Source organism: Ensifer sp. D2-11 (genome assembly GCF_054161295.1).
The window spans coordinates 13,339-28,694 of sequence record NZ_CP096436.1 but is presented as its reverse complement, the minus strand read 5'-3'; the positions used below and the strand labels follow the sequence as shown (position 1 = coordinate 28,694).

Below are 15,356 nucleotides of genomic sequence, written 5' to 3'. Positions count from 1 at the left end.
CCCGGCCAGTTCGGCGGGGAGCCGTTGGTTGGCACTCGGCATAGTTCTCGTGCTCAGAGAGCATTCAGGAATTCCAGAAGCCGGTCGCTTGGTCGAAATCGCTCGGCCTTGGCGCGTTCGTACGGCTTCAGCTTTGCGAGTGCAGATTCCTTCAGTTCGAGATGCGCATGAAGATAGGTCAGCGTCGTTTCCATCGCCTCGTGGCCCAACCACAGGGCAATGACCGAGCAGTCGACGCCCGCCTGCAGCAACTCCATGGCAGCGGAGTGCCGCAAGACATGAGGCGACACCCGCTTTGAGCGAAGGGAGACGCAGTGCTGGCGTGCTTTGGCGACATATTTGTTCAGCAGCGCCTGCACGCCGTCAGCGCTGAGCCTGCTACCGTGCATATTCGGAAAGAGAGCCGTTGCGCCTCGCTTCCCTGGTTCCTTGAGCCAACGCCGGAGGGCTTGCTGTGCGGCCTTTGTGAGCGGCGTACTTCGCTCTTTGCGGCCCTTACCGACGCATTGCACATGCGCACCGCGGCCGAGCATTACCGAGTCTCGGTCGAGGTCGGTGATCTCCGAGACCCGCAGCCCCGTTTGCACGGCCAGCAATAGCAGAGTGTAATCGCGGCGTCCCAGCCACGTGCTTCGATCCGTGCAGTCCAGGATCGATTCAATCTCGGGCCTGGTTAGGAACTGAAGCTGCCGCTTGTCGCATCGCTTGCTGGGGATCGCGAGCACACGCTGAATGTGGGCGCTATGTGCCGGCTCCTCGAACGCCGCATATCGGAAGAAAGATCGAATGGCTGTGAGGCGGAGATTCCGGGTCCTCACCGAGGCCGCTCTCTGGGTCTCAAGGTCTTCCAGGAATGCGCCGATGAACGGAGCGTCCAAATCCCGCAGGGTCAATTGAGATGGGGACCTCCCAAGGCGCGCCTGTGCGAACGCAAACAGGAGCCTGAAAGTGTCGCGATAGGAGGCAATGGTGTTGGAGCTTACACCTCGATGCTTCATGAGCCGATCTGTGAACCACCGCTCGATCAGCACGGCCAGGTCGTTCGTGCGTCTCATGAGCGAACCTCCCACCGCTTATCCAGTCGCCGTGCGGCATGGTTCATCAGCTCAGGCGCAGCGGACAGGTACCAGTAGGTGTCGCGAACATTGGCATGGCCGAGGAAGGTCGAGAGTACCGGCAGCTCGCGTCCCACATCTTCGCCAGCGCGATGCCAGTTGATCAGGGTCTGGACGGCGAAACGGTGGCGAAGATCGTGAACCCGAGGACCATCGCGATCCCCCTCCTGCCGTAATCCGATTTGCCGGGATAGTCGCCAGAACACGCGGTGCACGTATTGATGCAGCAATCTGCCGCCCTGTTCGGCGACGAAGAAATAGGGACTGCGCGGTGTACCGAGGTGTGCATCGCGTCGGGCAGCATAGTCTGAAAGGACAGCGATTGTCGTGGTATGCAGCGGCACCAGCCGCGACTTGCCGAACTTTGTCCCTCGGATAGTGAGGACGCCCTGGTCGAGATCGACGTCGGCCCGGAACAGGCCGAGCGCTTCGGAATGGCGCAGTCCGGCGACCGCTATCAGTCCGAACAGGCAGTGATACGTCCAGCGGCGGAGGGCGTTGGCTGGCGGCAGCGACAGTGCTGCCGCCAGAAGCGCTCGAATCTCGATGTCGCTATAGATGTAAGGCTTTGTCCGCCGTGCCGGCGGCACTGCGTCGCTTGGTGGCACTTCCGTCAGAGGATCGAAATGGCTGAGGTGCTGGGCAAAGCAGCGCACATCAGCCAGGCGGATGGACCAACTTGGCTGTCGGCCCATCGACGTCACCCACTCCATTGCCAGGTCCGTCGTGATGGTATCGGCGCCGCGGGCTTCCATGAAGGTGATGAATGACGACAACCGTCGCGCAGGGCCCGTGTATTTGTATCCCAGCCCTTGGCGCATGCCGACATAGCGCTCAAGCGCGGTGCGAAGCCGGCTCATTGGACCCCTCCCGGCCAGGGTAGGCTCAGTTCACGCAGCTTCTCAACATCGAGCTTGGCATAGATTCTTGTACTGTCGATGCTTCGATGGCGGAGCAGTTGGCCGATCTCGGCAAAGCTAGCGCCCGACCGCAAAAGGTCGGTCGCGAGGCTGTGGCGGAAAAGATGGGCGCCATGATGTGCATAGCCGTCAATGCCTGCCCGTTCGAGTGCTTGCTTCGCGATCATCGTGATGGCGCAACCGGAGGCAAAACCCACGTGCGGCGCAAGCGTTCGCAAGAAAACGCGCCGACACGCCGAAGCAGGGCGCCCATGCCGGATATAAGCCACGATAGCTGTTCCGACGTCGTGACGCAGCGGCATATTCGCTTGCCGCCGTCCCTTTCCGTGTACGAGAATCGTGCCCGACTGCCAGTCGATATCGTCAAGATTGAGGGTAGCAACTTCGCTGGCGCGCAAGCCGAGCTTGGCCAGGAGCATCAGAACCGCATAGTCCCGATGACCCATTGCCGTGGTCCGGTCACAGGCATCGAGAACCTTCTGCACCTTCTCGGGCGGCAGGAATGTTGGAAGGCCGGCAAGTCGCCAGCGTCGGATGGACGGCACGCAATCAGCCAACGCCGTTAAAATGAAGCCCTTCAAATGCAAGTAGCGCAGAAAGGCACGCACGACTCCGCACATTGCCTTGCCGCTGTCGGCGGAGCCATCGAGCGCATGTCGTTCGACATACCCGATGACAATCTCCGGGGTGAGCGCTGCAAACCCATTCGCGCCGGCAGGACAGACCTCCCGCAGAAATCGAAGTGACAGGAGCTTGTGGCTCCCCACCGTCGAGGCGGCGAGCCCTCTCTCATTCGAGAGATATGCCCCAAATACATCGACGATCTTCTCGTGCTCAGTGCGCTCAACCGGAAGCGCAGCTGGTATTAAGCCCTCCTCCCGTAGCGCTGAAAGCAAGCGTCTGAGTGCCGATCGGTCGCCCGTGTCGGGACTCCAGTGTTTGAAACGATGCTCAAGAAAACGATCGACATAAACTTCGCTCAAATCCTGCGGAGCATGTCCATTGCCAACATGCCAGTCCATCAGGTCTCGAAACAGCCTCAGCGAGCGCCACGTGCATTGCCGACCCAAACCTTCGTTCGACATTTTGGCGGCGTAAACGCCCGCAAACTCCCGATGCGGACCGTAGACCAGCTTCCGGTATAGGGCGCTGCGATTCAAATAGTCACTTGCGTTCATGTGTCCTCTCCTTCGCGTCAATTGCGACGGAGGGACCCTAAGCTATGCCGACCAGGCGACCGCTATGGTGCCGGAAACGTTGGCAAAAACTTGATTAATCGGCATAGTTCGCCGGTCGGCATAAACGGCGAAGATGAACAACGTCGATCCGCTGGCCTGGGTCACTCAGACCCTCGAGCGCATTGCTAATGGCTGGCCGAGTTCAGAAATCGACGCGCTCATGCCGTGGAACTACGCCGGCTGAACGGCCTAGGCTTGTCGCTTACATGTCTGCGCTTAGTTCTGGAACTTCTCTATTCGGCGTCTTGAGGTCAAGCGCTATCGAGCCTTCCGCCGGCTGTGGTCTCGGGAGGACAAGGAACATCTCGTTTGCACCGGGACTGTACCGGGAGCTTGCCCCTCGTGGGACCGCCCGATTACACGTGCTTTGGGCCGACTTGGGAACTTCCCTAGGCTTGTCGCCGGCGTCCGCTTTGGGGTCGATGGGAGCCGTTCTTCACGAGCCCGGTACACGGCGTGTTGCGAGGATGTTCCCGTTATGTGCTTCTAAGATCGCATAATGTATCAAGTGAAACCTGCGACCTAATCAGGAATTTTCGGGTTGAGTTCACATGCCGCGACGTCGTCTAGGTGGACGGGTCATTGTGAATGCGTCCGGCTTTATCCTGCGCTCGATTTCTTCCCAGGTCGCAGGTGCCGCGACGGGAAAGCCCGGACGAGCTCTGGGCGAATAGGTGCCGACGGCGGTGGTGCCGCGGCCATTCCTCAGGTAATCGAGGAAAAGTTTGCCCGGCCGGTGCGAAAGCTGTGCCGACGTGAGGTAGCGGTCGGGATCGCTGCTGGCGAACTGCTGCGCCAGCCGTTTGGCATACGCGTGCACAGCATTGTGGGCCATCTTTTCCGGAAGAGGGGCCATCAGATGAACGCCTTTGCCGCCGGTGAGCTTCGGCCAGTTCTGAAGGCCCTCCGCCTGAAGAAGCTCTCGTAGCCGCAACGCGGTCTCGACGACGAACTCCCACGCCACGCCTTCGCCGGGATCCAGGTCGAATATCAGCGTGTCGGCGTGCTCGATATCGTCGACCGTCGCCGCCCAGGGATGCAGTTCGACCGCGCCGATTTCGACAAGGCCCAGCAAACCGGCGAGATCATCGACCCAGAGCCGCACACCTTCGCCGCCCTCGCGTTTCTCAATGCGGAGCTGATGGACCTCTGGCGGGATCGGCGGCAAGGGTCCCTTGTGGTAGAAGGTGGTGCCATGGAGGTGCCGCACGAGCTTCAGCGGACGGCCGCCGAGGAAATGAAGGGCGCGATCGGCCACGCGCGTCCAATAGGCCGCAAGCTCCTCTTTCGAGGGCACAACCGCGTCCGGCAGTAACTGCAAAATGTTTTCGCGGGGAACCGGGCCGGAGGTCGGGGTGACGCTCGCTAACTTTTTCGGCGCATCCCTGGAGGTTTTCTGCAGGCCCTTGAAGACCGGCTCGCGCAACAGGCCGTCATCGGTCACGCCGCTGTAGTCGACCTCAGCGTAGACCCGTGGCTCGACCCACGTCGCCTTTGGCTTGTTGATCGGATGGGAGAGGGGGCTCTTGCCGATGATCAGCGGATTGAGCCGCTCCCGCACCTCGCGCGCGGCCGCAAGCGTGTAGCCTGTTTGAGCCTTGCCGGCATAGACAAGGCGGGCGCCCTCCGAACGCCCGAGATAGAGCGAAGCGATCCGGCGAGGATGCGCACCAAGCTTTTCGACGAAGGCGATGATGGGAAATGCCGCGCGCTTCGTGCACTTCGTCTTTGTCCAAATTTCCTGCCGTCCCGATCGGTATGGCGCGTCCTTGCGCTTGGACACGATTCCTTCCAGGACCCATTATGCAGGCGTGCTCATAGACCTCCGCTCCTTCATGGATGTCGAGATGGTCGACATAGGCGATGGCGCCACCGCGGTCTCCTATGAGCTCGCGCAGCACGCGCTTGCGCTCGACCAGGGGCATGCGTCTGAGGTCGTATCCGTCCAAATAGAGCAGGTCGAACGCCTGAAACGTCAGGTGAGGCGATGCGGGTTTCGCGAGCTCGCGCCGAAGTGCTTGAAAGTCGGGAAGGCCGGTCTTGCCGAAGACGGTGGCCTCGCCATCCATGATCACGTCGTGACCCGCGAGTTGCCTCCGCAGCCGTTGCGATCGGTTTTGAACTCCTTCGTCCAGTCAAGCCCGGTTCGCGAGTAGACGGTGATCTCGCTCTTGTGGATGTGTAGCTGCGCCCGATACCCATCAAACTTGATTTCATGCAACCATTCTGGACCGTCGGGCGGTCGTTTCTTCAGCGTTGGATGACAAGGCTCAATGAAGGCGGGGCGGGTGGCCTTCTTCGCGCCATATTGGCCAGACGACGCTGAGAGGCCGCTTGTTGGCGGCTTGTGGCCGCGGTTTCTTGGCACGCCGATTCAAGACATGCCTCCATGTTCTGAACCGAGCGTTCAATCCTTACACCCGAGAACGTTCCCGAGACTGCTTCGTTCCGACGGATGCAACGGTTTCGCACTTGAGCGAGTTTAGTGGGTGGGCCTTGCGTAGTTGTCGACGAAACGACAGCGCTGGCTGCGGCCGGTCGACCCCAACGGACTAGTCTACATGGCGCAGAGTACCAAGCAAAAGCTGATGAAGGCGAGCGATATCCCTGCCTTCGTCGAGGAGGTGATCAAAATCGGCTGTAACATCTGCGCCGTCGGTCACGACAAATACGTGGTTGGAGACGCAGACCTGTCGCCGGGTGATTATGAGAAAACAAAGCGCAGGCTGAAGAAAATCGAGGATATTTACGGCGATCGTGATTTCCTCAAGTTGGAAATCGTTGCTTACCTTCGCTCGATTGGTCGGCATGTCGACCTCGGCGCGGATGGGTCTGAGTAGGAAGGCTAGCAGAAAAGCCCCGCCACTATCGCGGGGCAATCCCGCATCCTGTTGCCTTCGTTGGAGGCGGGGACGTAGCCAAGAGATGCAGCTACCCAGAGACGCTATCTGCCGTTTGATCAGAGAGGAAGGTCTGATCCCGCGATTCCGGTCCGCCCCTTCAAAACATCGGCAAGGTAAACGCTTCTCGCTTCGTCCGATCAAGCATAATCTTCGACATCCGGGTCACATCACCGGCATCGACAAGCGCGTCGCGGATTTCCTTCGGGCGATGTCGGGCGCCTCACTCGGCCTCCATTTCGAAAGTGCGGTACTTGCCACTTTCGCTCGAGAGTGGGCACGTCTTTGGCGGCTCCAAGGCCCTAGAAAAAAACAACTCTTGGTGATAGTCGGTCTGCTCACGGTCTGCGCTTCTGCGACAATGCTGGTGGACGCAAAGACAGCGCGAAACTGGGTGGGCCAGTGCACGATTTAACGGGAGGATTGCTCATGAAGCCCCGGATTTCCGTACTGACGCTTGGTATCGCAGATCTGGAACGGTCTCTCGCTTTTTATCGTGACGGACTCGGACTGCAGACCCCAGGGATCGTGGGCCGCGAATTCGAGCATGGCGCCGTCGCGTTCTTTGATCTTTCGAACGGTGTCAAACTTGCGATCTGGAATCAGGCCGATCTGGCTCACGATAGCGGCCTGACGAAAGCGCCCGCCAGCAGTACATCGTTCTCGATCGGCCACAACGTCTCGCAACGAAGCGAGGTGGATGACGTCATGGAACAGGCACGCGAAGCGGGCGCGGCCATCGTGAAGCCCGCCCAAGAGACATTTTATGGGGGATATGCGGGCTACTTCACCGATCCCGATGGTCACCTGTGGGAGGTCGTGTGGAATCCGGCCAATTTGCCGGAGGGCGATTGACTTGAGCCGAGCTTACGTGACGCTGAGGGTTCCGCAAAGAGCGACACTGCCGATTGTTTGCCGTTAACCCACTTGATCGACGGCTAAAGTGCCTGCCGGTAACGGTTTGATGAGCGACTTGGCAGAAACGGTCAGATCCAGCCAGTCGGCCCAGGCGTTCCGCTCCAGGATGACGATCTGTCGGTCGTGGTATGGAGCGATGTCCGGCCCCGGCTCCATTGTCAGCATAGTGAAGGCTTGACCTACCCCGGCGTTTCGCGCCAGATGCCGGCAATGCAGAAGATTGGCTCGTCCTTCTTGGTGAATAGCCACTTGTCCTTGCGCTTCTTCTTCGGGTCCTTCGGATCGGTGAACTCGTAAAAGCCGTCGGCGACGATCAGGCAGCGATTGGAAGTGAACTCGCGACCCTCCGATCGGAAATTATAGACCGGCCGCTTGTTCGGCCCAGGCCAGCTCCAGCGCCGCTGCACGAGCTCGGCCTCATCGCGGATCCATCGATCGTCCGGACGATGGGGCCGACATCGGTGATCTTGATGTCTTCCCGCGGTTCAAGATTCGGCGCGCCTTCGCCGAAACGGATCTCGATCTTGAGGTCGGCGAAGTCCTCGACGATCGAGGCGACATCCACCATCAGCCGATAATCATTGCACATGCTTCCTCCGTCTCAGGTCTGGTTCTATGCGACCGTTTTCCAATGCGACTCATCATATCGATACGCGGAAGATCAAAAGCCGGAATTTCCAGTGATCCTGAATGCAGATGACAGGGCTGGCGGTTCGGATCGTTTCAAGGCGAGGGATACAGGTCGATTTCCCGAACTCCGGAGCGACTCTGAAGTGTGGCTGCTTCTTTAGTGGAAGAGTGCTTTTTCCGCCAGTTAATTTGTTTCAAATTTAGATGATATTTGAAGGTAATATCAGACTAATCGAAATATTGTCTCATTGGAAACTTGCAAGGAAGGGTGCTATATTCCGGTGATCAACTATTAGGTGTCGGCTTATCTATCCGGACGCCTCGTGTCTCAGCTGAGGAGCGGTTTCATGACGAAGATCGTGGGGACGGGCGGGGGCGATACGCTGCGCGGGACGGACGAGACGGATCGCATCTGGGGTCTTGCCGGCAATGACGACATCGATGGCGGTGGCGGAGATGATCTTGTCGATGCCGGTGCGGGAGACGACGTCGTCAGGAGCACAAGCGGCTATGACCGCCTCGACGGTGGCGACGGCGACGACCGGTTGATCCTGGCCCGGACGGGCGGCGCGGTCACCGGCGGCGCTGGCCACGATACCCTCGCCGTCAATGCCTCCTTGGCGACGGAGGACGTGATCTTCAACGGTCCGCAGGGTCACGCCATGATCGGCCGCGATCCCTCGACGGCCCAGCATGTCTTCTTCCGGGATATCGAGCGCCTTGAGCTGCTCACCGGCAGTGGAAATGACATCGTCTACGGCAGTACGCGCGACGATGTCATCGTCACCGGCGACGGGTCGGACGCGATCACGACGACGCTGTCTTCGGCCGTGATCGATGGGCGCGCGGGACGGGAATTGGTGACAATCGACAATTCCGAAGACGTGGATGGCGTCACCATCGACTTCGCCGCGGGCAGTGCATCGACCGGCACGGTCCTGCGCAATCTCGAGACGGCCGTGTCTGGACCGGAAGCGGCGACGATACGGTGATCGCCGGCGGACTCGACATCTCCATCGCCAATACCGGTGCGGGTGACGATCGAATCGAGGCGGAGACGGCGACGACAACCTGAACGGCGGCCTGGACAATGACGTTTTTGTCGGGCGGAGACGGCAATGACGGCCTGAGCGGCGATGCCGCAATGACCGCCTCTTCGGCGGGGCGGGGAATGACGGCCTGTCCGGCGGGAGCGGAGCCGCACGATGTCCGGCGGGCGGCGACGGGGATGACAATGTCAAGGCGGGAGCCGGCAATGATATCTCGAGGGCGGCGCCGGCGATGACAGAATGGACGGCGGCCAGGAGACGATCGCCTCTTTTGGCGGATCGGGCAAAGACATCATGGAAAGCTTCGACGGTCGCGACGTCCATCGACGGCGGCGATGGCGACGACCGGATTTCGCGTTTCTCCGGCAGCGGTCCGGCAACGATCAGGCGGCGGCGCGGGAATGACCAGATCCGGGCGTGGGGCTCGGACAGCGTCGACGGCGGCACAGGGGATGACCGGATCGGAGCGGGAGCTCGGGCAGTGTCGACGGCGGGGAAGGCAACGATCACCTCGCGTTCGAAGTGTCCCATCTGCTTGGTCCTGTCGATTTCGACGCGACGCGTGGATCGATCTCGACCGGGCTTGACATGGACCGACATCGAGAAGCTTCACCGTGTCGAGCGGGAGATTTGGCGATCTTGACGATACGCTGCGTGGCGCCGACGGCGCTGATCAGCTCTCAGCCTTTTTCGGTGACGATCTCCTGGAAGGGACGGGCCGGAGAACGACCGCCTGTTCGGTGGCGATGACAACGACCGCCTGCTCGGCGGCGACGGCGACGACTTCCTGTCCGGCGATTTTGGCGACGACCGCCTGCTTGGCGGCGCCGGCTCCGACGATCTGCGGGGCGAAGCTGGAGCCGACGATCTGAGCGGCGGCTCGGGTGACGATCACTTGTCCGGACATACGGGCAGGGACCGGCTGTCAGGCCAGGAGGGAGCCGATTATCTGCACGGCGGCGGCGATGCTGACATCTTCCAGTGTCCATCTCGTCCCTTGAGACCGACAGCGTCGACCGCATTGCCGATTTCAGCGCTTTGGCGGGCGACATCCTCAGCTTCGCCATCGACGCCGATGGCGAGATCGCCTCGATCCGCAGCTACGCGGATTTCCTGGCGGCCTCGCATGACACGCAGGACGGCGTCGTCGTCACGCTCGACGGGTTCGATGATGCCGGCATCCTAATAGAGGGCGTCACCCTCACGGAGATTTCGGCCGAGAACCTGTCCTTCACCGAGTTCTACTATTGAGGCGCATGGCGGTGCCCGAACCGGGCGTGTCAATCGGCGTTGAATGGATGTGGCACTCAACGTGAGTTACCACCCAAGGGAGTTCATCCTTCCTCCACGAGCCCGATGCTGGGCTTGTTCCCAGGATGTTTACGTTCTGGGCTGAGAGGATCGCATAATGTACCAAGTGGGACGCGGGCGCGATGGCCGGTATCCAGTCCTATTTGCCTGGGCGTGATCTGATCCATTGGGAGAAGGCCGTCTGACAGGATTATCTGGATGGGTGATAAGTTCGACGTCTGATCGTCGGCAGCGTCGAGTACGCTGGCCGCGCCTCGCTACCAAGTTTCGACCGCGCCGCCGGTATTTTCCACAGTGGGTTCTTGGGGGAGGATCATGGGTATACTTGATCGCCCTGTTTTCGTCGCCAGACCCATTCATCAGCGACGGGGGCATGGAGACAGACCTGATCTTCCACGAAGGCCGCCGAAATGCCGCTGTTCGCCTCCTTCGTTCTGCTCGACAGCCCGGAGGGTTGCGAGATGCTGCGGCGCTACGCGGATTCGTATTTCGACTTGGCCCAAGGTCGCCAGTGGGGGCTTTGTGATGGACATCGCGTCGACCTTCACCATCACCATCCAGGCGAGGCCATCGGCATGGTCAACCCGGGCACGCGATCTTAGCCTGCCTTTCGCACCCTGAGTCACGGTGGAGACCGACGGGCGGTTGCCGGACTGGGCAGGACCTCGATTCCGCGCTCAGCGAGGTCGAAGCCGCGACTGGCGGCTACGTTCGCTATTACGGGATCAACTGCGCCCATCCCGAGCAATTCGGCGAACAGTTGCCATCGCTCTATCGCTCTGGCTCAACCGGATTTCTCATGGTACGGCCAAACGCCTCGCGCCGCAGCCATGCCGAACTGGACGAAGCCACCGAGCTCGATGACGGTGACCCGCAGGAGTTCGGCGCGCTTTACGCTGAAATAGCGAAATAGCAGAGCGGCTCCCCGGACTGCGCGTCGTTGGCGGCTGTTGCGGCTCGGACATGCGGCACATCAAGGCTCTGATCGCGGCGGGCGTCTGAGCGCCGGTCGGCCGGGCTTCAAGGGCAGTTGCGGCCCACGACGACCAAACAGGTGTCGGGGGCTGATGTTCATTTCACCCCGGTTCAAAACCGAGGCCTCGACGCTGGTCCGTCTAGCGTCCCAGCGGGAATGAAATCTGCACTTGCAAGCCCTCGGGAGCGAAAATTGTTTCGACGTTGCCGCCAAGCCGAGAAACGACCTCGCCTCTGATCAACGTCAGGCCGAAACCATCCTTCTGCGGTTCTTTGACGGGCGGCCCTCCCGTTTCCCGCCAAGTAAGCGTCAATCGTTGGTCGTAGTCGTCCCACTCAACAGCAACGTGGCCCTCGGGCTTGCTCAGCGAACCGTACTTCGACGCATTGGTTGCCAATTCATGGATGGTCATTCCAAGCGACAGCCCCTGCTGGGGCTGCAACCGCCGGTTCGGTCCGGTAAGCTCGAAACGATCGGACCCGAAGGCCTCCAGCTCCTGGCTGACCAGGTCTTCGATGGGGGCGGCGGTCCAATTCGAGTTGGTCAAGACGTCGAATGCGCGCGCCATCGCGTGGAGGCGGCCGCTCAGCGCCGTGTTGAAGTCTTTCGGAGACGGTGCGCCTTTCAACGTGTGGTTGGCGATGCTGATCACCACGGCCAGCATGTTCTTGACCCCGGTGATTGAGCTCGGAGATCAGCATGCGCTGGTGCTCCTCGGCCTTGGCGAGCGTTGTCACATCAATGAGCGTGACCACCACCCCCTGAATGCGGCCGGCACAGTCACGATAGGGGATTAGGCGAACCAGATAGTGTTTGCCGTCCTGATCGCTGGCAAGCTGGTGCTCGACGAGGTCGCCGGTATTGAAGACCGAAGCGATGTGCTGTTTCAGCTCCGCGTAGTGCAGCTGATTGGCGAGTTCGGTCAGCGGTCGACCGACATCGGATTGGCGAAGGCTGAAGAAAGAGGAGGCGGCAGGAGTAAAATTTCGTATGACGAGATTCCGGTCGAGAAAAAACCGTCGCGATCTGAGTGCTCTCGAAGAGATTCTTGAGATCGCTGTTGGCGCGATCGAGTTCCTCGACCTTTCCGCTGAGTTCCGCATTGATGGTGTTCAGCTCTTCATTGAGGGATTGCATCTCCTCCTTGGATGCCTCCAACTCCTCGTTGGTCGATTGTGCCTCTTCGTTGACCGACACGAGCTCTTCGTTTGAAGCCTTCAACTCTTCAAGCGCGGTCTCGTATTCCTCGATCATCGACTGCAGGCGCTCTCGCGTGTCGCGCAGCTCGCGATCGAGATCCGCGGCGACATCAACTTCCACTCCTTGCCTATCAATCTCCTGCCGGCTTTGCGTCGCCTCCACCGGATTGAAGACGATCAGAAAGAGCTGTTCCCCGTTGCTCTTGTTCGGCAGTGGCTCGACCGTTACCGTCAAGGCTTGAGCCCGGCCATCATCGTCTTCGACAACGACATTCGAGCGTACCACCGTGTTTCGCGTGGAAACGGCTTCGCGCAAGGCTGAGCGCAATTCAAGTCTGAGGCCTCGTCGGGCGATGGTCAGGATTTGCCGGCTTGGCGCCCCCTGCGGCGCTTCGAGATATTTTCCTGTGCGGGCTGAGAAATATACCGCATCGCCGTCGGCATTGACCACAACATGAGCCGGCGCGAACCGTTCGAGGACATGGCTCTCAACTGACTGTCGCAATGAATAGGACGTGCCCCTTTGCTCACGGCCCAAACCGGTGTCGGCCGCGCGCGGATGGCCCATCAGAGTCGAGAAGTGCGGTGTCGCCGCGGCATTTTCTCGCCATTGGAATAAGCGGTTCTTCTTGTCGAGGGTTACGAAAAGATCGCTGTGCTGGCTGATGCTTTCCGACGTTCCAAGGAACAGATAGCCGCCTGGCTTGAGCGCGTAATGGAACGTAGGGATGACACGGTTCTGAATGTCGGGTGCCAAATAGATTAGCAGATTGCGGCAGGACACCAGATCCATGCGCGAGAAGGGGGGGTCGCGCGTGACGCTATGGGGAGAAAAGATGCAGAGTTCGCGCACCTCATGGCTGACGACGAAACTGGAGCCGTGATTGTGGAAGAACCGCCGTTTTCGTTCCGGCGTGATGCCTTTCAGCAGTGCTTCCGGATATCGTCCCGCGCGGGCAACGCTGAGAGCCGGCTCATCGATGTCCGTCGCGAAAATCTGCACGCGTGGCACTTCGGAGAGTTTTTCCATATGCTCGCGCATGAGAATTCCAATCGAATACACCTCTTCGCCTGTCGCACAACCGGGCACCCAAATACGAATGTTATCGCTTTCTCCACGACCTTCAAACAGGCGCGGGACTACAAGGTTTTCCAGGGCCGTGAATGCATCGGGGTCGCGAAAGAAGTTAGTCACATTGATCAGCAGATCGCGAAAGAGGGCCGTCACTTCGTTGGCGTCGCGCTGCAGTAAGCCGATGTAGCTCTCGACGGATGGCATCTGCAGGATTTGCATGCGGCGCTTGACGCGCCTTATGAATGTCTTCGATTTATAGCCGGAGAAATCGTGGCCGGAATGGCTTCGCAGCAATGCACATATCTCGACCCGTGCTCGCTGCACGTCTGCTTCCAACCCATCATCTGCTGCACCGTTCTTTGTCTCCTCCAAAGGCGCCCTGAAAGCTCGTGCGAAAGCAACCAGTCGCTCGCCCATCCGATCGGCCGGCAGCGCAAGATCGATCATTCCGCTGGAGATGGCGCTTTGTGGCATATCTGGGTTGCGAGGACCTGAACCGTCGCTCACCTGGGCAAGCGTCAGACCGCCTCTCTCCTTGATGGCCTTCGCGCCCAGCGTCCCATCGCCGTCACCGCCGGAAAGTATGACACCAACGGCGTGCTCGTCCTGATCTTCGGCAAGTGCCCCAAGAAAGATGTCGATCGGCTTGCGTTCACGATTCGCGGCGTCTGGACGTCGAATTTGAAGACGCCCCTCTTTGATGGTTAGGATCGCGTTCGCCGGCATCACGTAGACGTGGTTTGGCTCGGTCGGCATCCCGTCTTCGGCGACAAGGACCGGCATTTCCGTGTAGCGGCTCACCACCTCGTCAAGCAGGCTCTGCCGTGCGGGATTGAGATGGGTCACGATGACGAAAGCCATATGCGGCCGTGCCGGCAATCCCCGGAAGAAGCCTTCCATGGCCGGAATGCCCCCCGCCGATGCCCCTATTCCGACGATGGGGAATTTGCCGAGATAGGATACTTTTGTCATTGTTTCCTGCGCGTCGATGAGACAACAGCACATCATAGGGTGAAGCGCCGCCCTGCGCCAGCAACGAAATCCCGGCTGGAGATCGCGGTTTTTCAGAAAAAGACATAAGGCGCCCTGCGGATGCTTCGCCTTTATTAGCATAAGTGAAAAAGAACCCATTCTGCGGAACGAAGTGGATGGGCTGGCGGTTCTCCATACGGCCTTCCAGGAGGTCCGATATGAGAGAAGTGCCATGGCGCGTTCCACTATCGGTGACCTTGCAAAACGGCATGAACCGACAGTTCTGTGGCGTGTACGACGCGCTTGATTTCCTCGAGAACGAGTGGCCGATGCATGGCAAGCACCAGGCCCAAGCCGTCCGCGCCTGTCGCGCAGCTTTGCGTCACCCACGTTACGCCGACTGGGCAAGAAACTCCTTCATAGCCGCATGCACCGAGGCGTCATTCGCTTGCAGCGACATCCGAGGAGGAGCCAGGCCGCCGCGGCCGAATTTACGTCAGCCTACAGCCGATTGGGGCCTGGATCGCTAAAGCGGGTGGCCGCGGCGGCGACCTCTTCTCGCGTGGTGTGCGCTCTGGCGCTCGGCCACTTCGCCAGGCGGAATTTTAACCGAGGTCCCGTGGCCCTTTAATATGGCGTCCTAAGACCACCGCCCCGGTCGACCTCTTTTCGGGTGAGTCTGCCATTCACCGGCCGCCGCTGCGCGCGTCGCAGGCTAAGAGCCAAGCCGCTCCTCTTCTTCTATTTCGCTGGTGGCCTGTTCCCAATGGCGCTCGTGGTCACCGTCAATTCCGCCTTCGCGCTCCCAAATCTCGTAAGCGCGCCGTCGGACACGCTCTTCCTTCTCATCGACAGCACCTGAACGGTTCTCCTCCGCTTGGCTCGGCGGAGTGGGTGCCTTGTTGTCCTGGTCACGATTTTGCAATTCATGTTCAATCGTGTCCCGAGAGCCCTCGGCCGGATCTGCGTTCCGCCTGTTATTAGCCATTTCGATCCTCCACCTGCGCAACGATTGTGCTGATTCGTTGCAAACCGAGCAACGAGGAAGATGTT

General features: G+C 60.0%; 12 protein-coding genes and 7 pseudogenes. 12 read left to right on the top strand and 7 right to left on the bottom strand.

Annotated features, from left to right (window positions below):
• Positions 1-53: 53 nt before the first annotated feature.
• From M1D34_RS31375 to M1D34_RS31365, 3 genes are read right to left on the bottom strand one after another with little or no spacing between them, the layout of a single operon-like run.
• On the bottom strand, positions 54-1,055 hold the full coding sequence (locus M1D34_RS31375; protein WP_498786633.1) for a tyrosine-type recombinase/integrase: 1,002 nt from the start codon (positions 1,053-1,055) through the stop codon (positions 54-56).
• A complete protein-coding gene (locus tag M1D34_RS31370; protein WP_498786505.1) occupies positions 1,052-1,975 on the bottom strand; it encodes a tyrosine-type recombinase/integrase in 924 nt (307 codons plus the stop codon). Before M1D34_RS31370 ends, M1D34_RS31375 begins: the two co-directional genes overlap by 4 nt.
• Positions 1,972-3,213: a site-specific integrase gene (locus M1D34_RS31365; protein WP_498786503.1), complete on the bottom strand. Its 1,242-nt coding sequence runs from the start codon at positions 3,211-3,213 to the stop codon at positions 1,972-1,974. The genes M1D34_RS31370 and M1D34_RS31365 overlap by 4 nt, the downstream gene beginning before the upstream one ends.
• Before the next feature lie 124 nt (positions 3,214-3,337).
• Between M1D34_RS31365 and M1D34_RS31360 the strand changes: the two are divergent.
• Positions 3,338-3,457: pseudogene (locus tag M1D34_RS31360) on the top strand (transposase domain-containing protein); the annotation flags it as partial.
• A gap of 363 nt (positions 3,458-3,820) precedes the next feature.
• Here the strand turns inward: M1D34_RS31360 and ligD are convergent.
• Positions 3,821-5,651 (bottom strand): annotated as a pseudogene (ligD, locus tag M1D34_RS31355) (DNA ligase D).
• A 183-nt stretch (positions 5,652-5,834) separates the two neighbouring features.
• Here ligD and M1D34_RS31350 point away from each other — a divergent pair.
• Both M1D34_RS31350 and M1D34_RS31345 read left to right on the top strand, forming a co-directional pair.
• The gene (locus tag M1D34_RS31350) at positions 5,835-6,113 is read left to right on the top strand and encodes a Y4lK-related protein (protein WP_127509541.1); all 279 of its coding nucleotides are present in this window, start codon (positions 5,835-5,837) and stop codon (positions 6,111-6,113) included.
• 489 nt (positions 6,114-6,602) lie between these two features.
• Positions 6,603-7,028: a VOC family protein gene (locus M1D34_RS31345; RefSeq protein WP_127509547.1), complete on the top strand. Its 426-nt coding sequence runs from the start codon at positions 6,603-6,605 to the stop codon at positions 7,026-7,028.
• Between the two features lie 63 nt (positions 7,029-7,091).
• Here the strand turns inward: M1D34_RS31345 and M1D34_RS31340 are convergent.
• Positions 7,092-7,680: pseudogene (locus M1D34_RS31340) on the bottom strand (SOS response-associated peptidase family protein).
• Between the two features lie 388 nt (positions 7,681-8,068).
• Here M1D34_RS31340 and M1D34_RS31335 point away from each other — a divergent pair.
• The 8 genes and pseudogenes from M1D34_RS31335 (at position 8,069) to M1D34_RS31300 (ending at position 11,083) form a co-directional block, all read left to right on the top strand.
• A complete protein-coding gene (locus M1D34_RS31335; RefSeq protein WP_498786501.1) occupies positions 8,069-8,713 on the top strand; it encodes a hypothetical protein in 645 nt (214 codons plus the stop codon).
• A gap of 151 nt (positions 8,714-8,864) precedes the next feature.
• A pseudogene (locus M1D34_RS31330) lies at positions 8,865-8,921 on the top strand (hypothetical protein); the annotation flags it as partial.
• A gap of 89 nt (positions 8,922-9,010) precedes the next feature.
• A complete protein-coding gene (locus M1D34_RS31325; protein ID WP_498786499.1) occupies positions 9,011-9,175 on the top strand; it encodes a hypothetical protein in 165 nt (54 codons plus the stop codon).
• Positions 9,176-9,503: 328 nt separating this feature from the next.
• Positions 9,504-9,698 (top strand): annotated as a pseudogene (locus M1D34_RS31320) (calcium-binding protein); the annotation flags it as partial.
• A gap of 53 nt (positions 9,699-9,751) precedes the next feature.
• Positions 9,752-10,021: a hypothetical protein gene (locus M1D34_RS31315; RefSeq protein WP_498786497.1), complete on the top strand. Its 270-nt coding sequence runs from the start codon at positions 9,752-9,754 to the stop codon at positions 10,019-10,021.
• Positions 10,022-10,491: 470 nt separating this feature from the next.
• A complete protein-coding gene (locus M1D34_RS31310) occupies positions 10,492-10,683 on the top strand; it encodes a hypothetical protein (protein WP_498786495.1) in 192 nt (63 codons plus the stop codon).
• A pseudogene (locus M1D34_RS31305) lies at positions 10,677-10,868 on the top strand (hypothetical protein); the annotation flags it as partial. The gene M1D34_RS31310 and the pseudogene M1D34_RS31305, both read left to right, overlap by 7 nt.
• 122 nt (positions 10,869-10,990) lie before the next feature.
• Positions 10,991-11,083 (top strand): homocysteine S-methyltransferase family protein, encoded by a 93-nt coding sequence (locus M1D34_RS31300; RefSeq protein ID WP_498786631.1) that lies wholly within the window; start codon positions 10,991-10,993, stop codon positions 11,081-11,083.
• 113 nt (positions 11,084-11,196) lie between these two features.
• Here M1D34_RS31300 and M1D34_RS31295 read toward each other — a convergent pair.
• Positions 11,197-14,303: pseudogene (locus tag M1D34_RS31295) on the bottom strand (CheR family methyltransferase).
• 176 nt (positions 14,304-14,479) lie between these two features.
• Between M1D34_RS31295 and M1D34_RS31290 the strand changes: the two are divergent.
• Positions 14,480-14,833, top strand: a complete 354-nt coding sequence (locus M1D34_RS31290) for a DUF982 domain-containing protein (protein ID WP_498786493.1) — start codon at positions 14,480-14,482, stop codon at positions 14,831-14,833.
• 185 nt (positions 14,834-15,018) lie between these two features.
• Here M1D34_RS31290 and M1D34_RS31285 read toward each other — a convergent pair whose 3' ends face one another.
• Positions 15,019-15,291: a DUF2934 domain-containing protein gene (locus M1D34_RS31285; RefSeq protein WP_498786491.1), complete on the bottom strand. Its 273-nt coding sequence runs from the start codon at positions 15,289-15,291 to the stop codon at positions 15,019-15,021.
• Positions 15,292-15,356 lie beyond the last annotated feature (65 nt).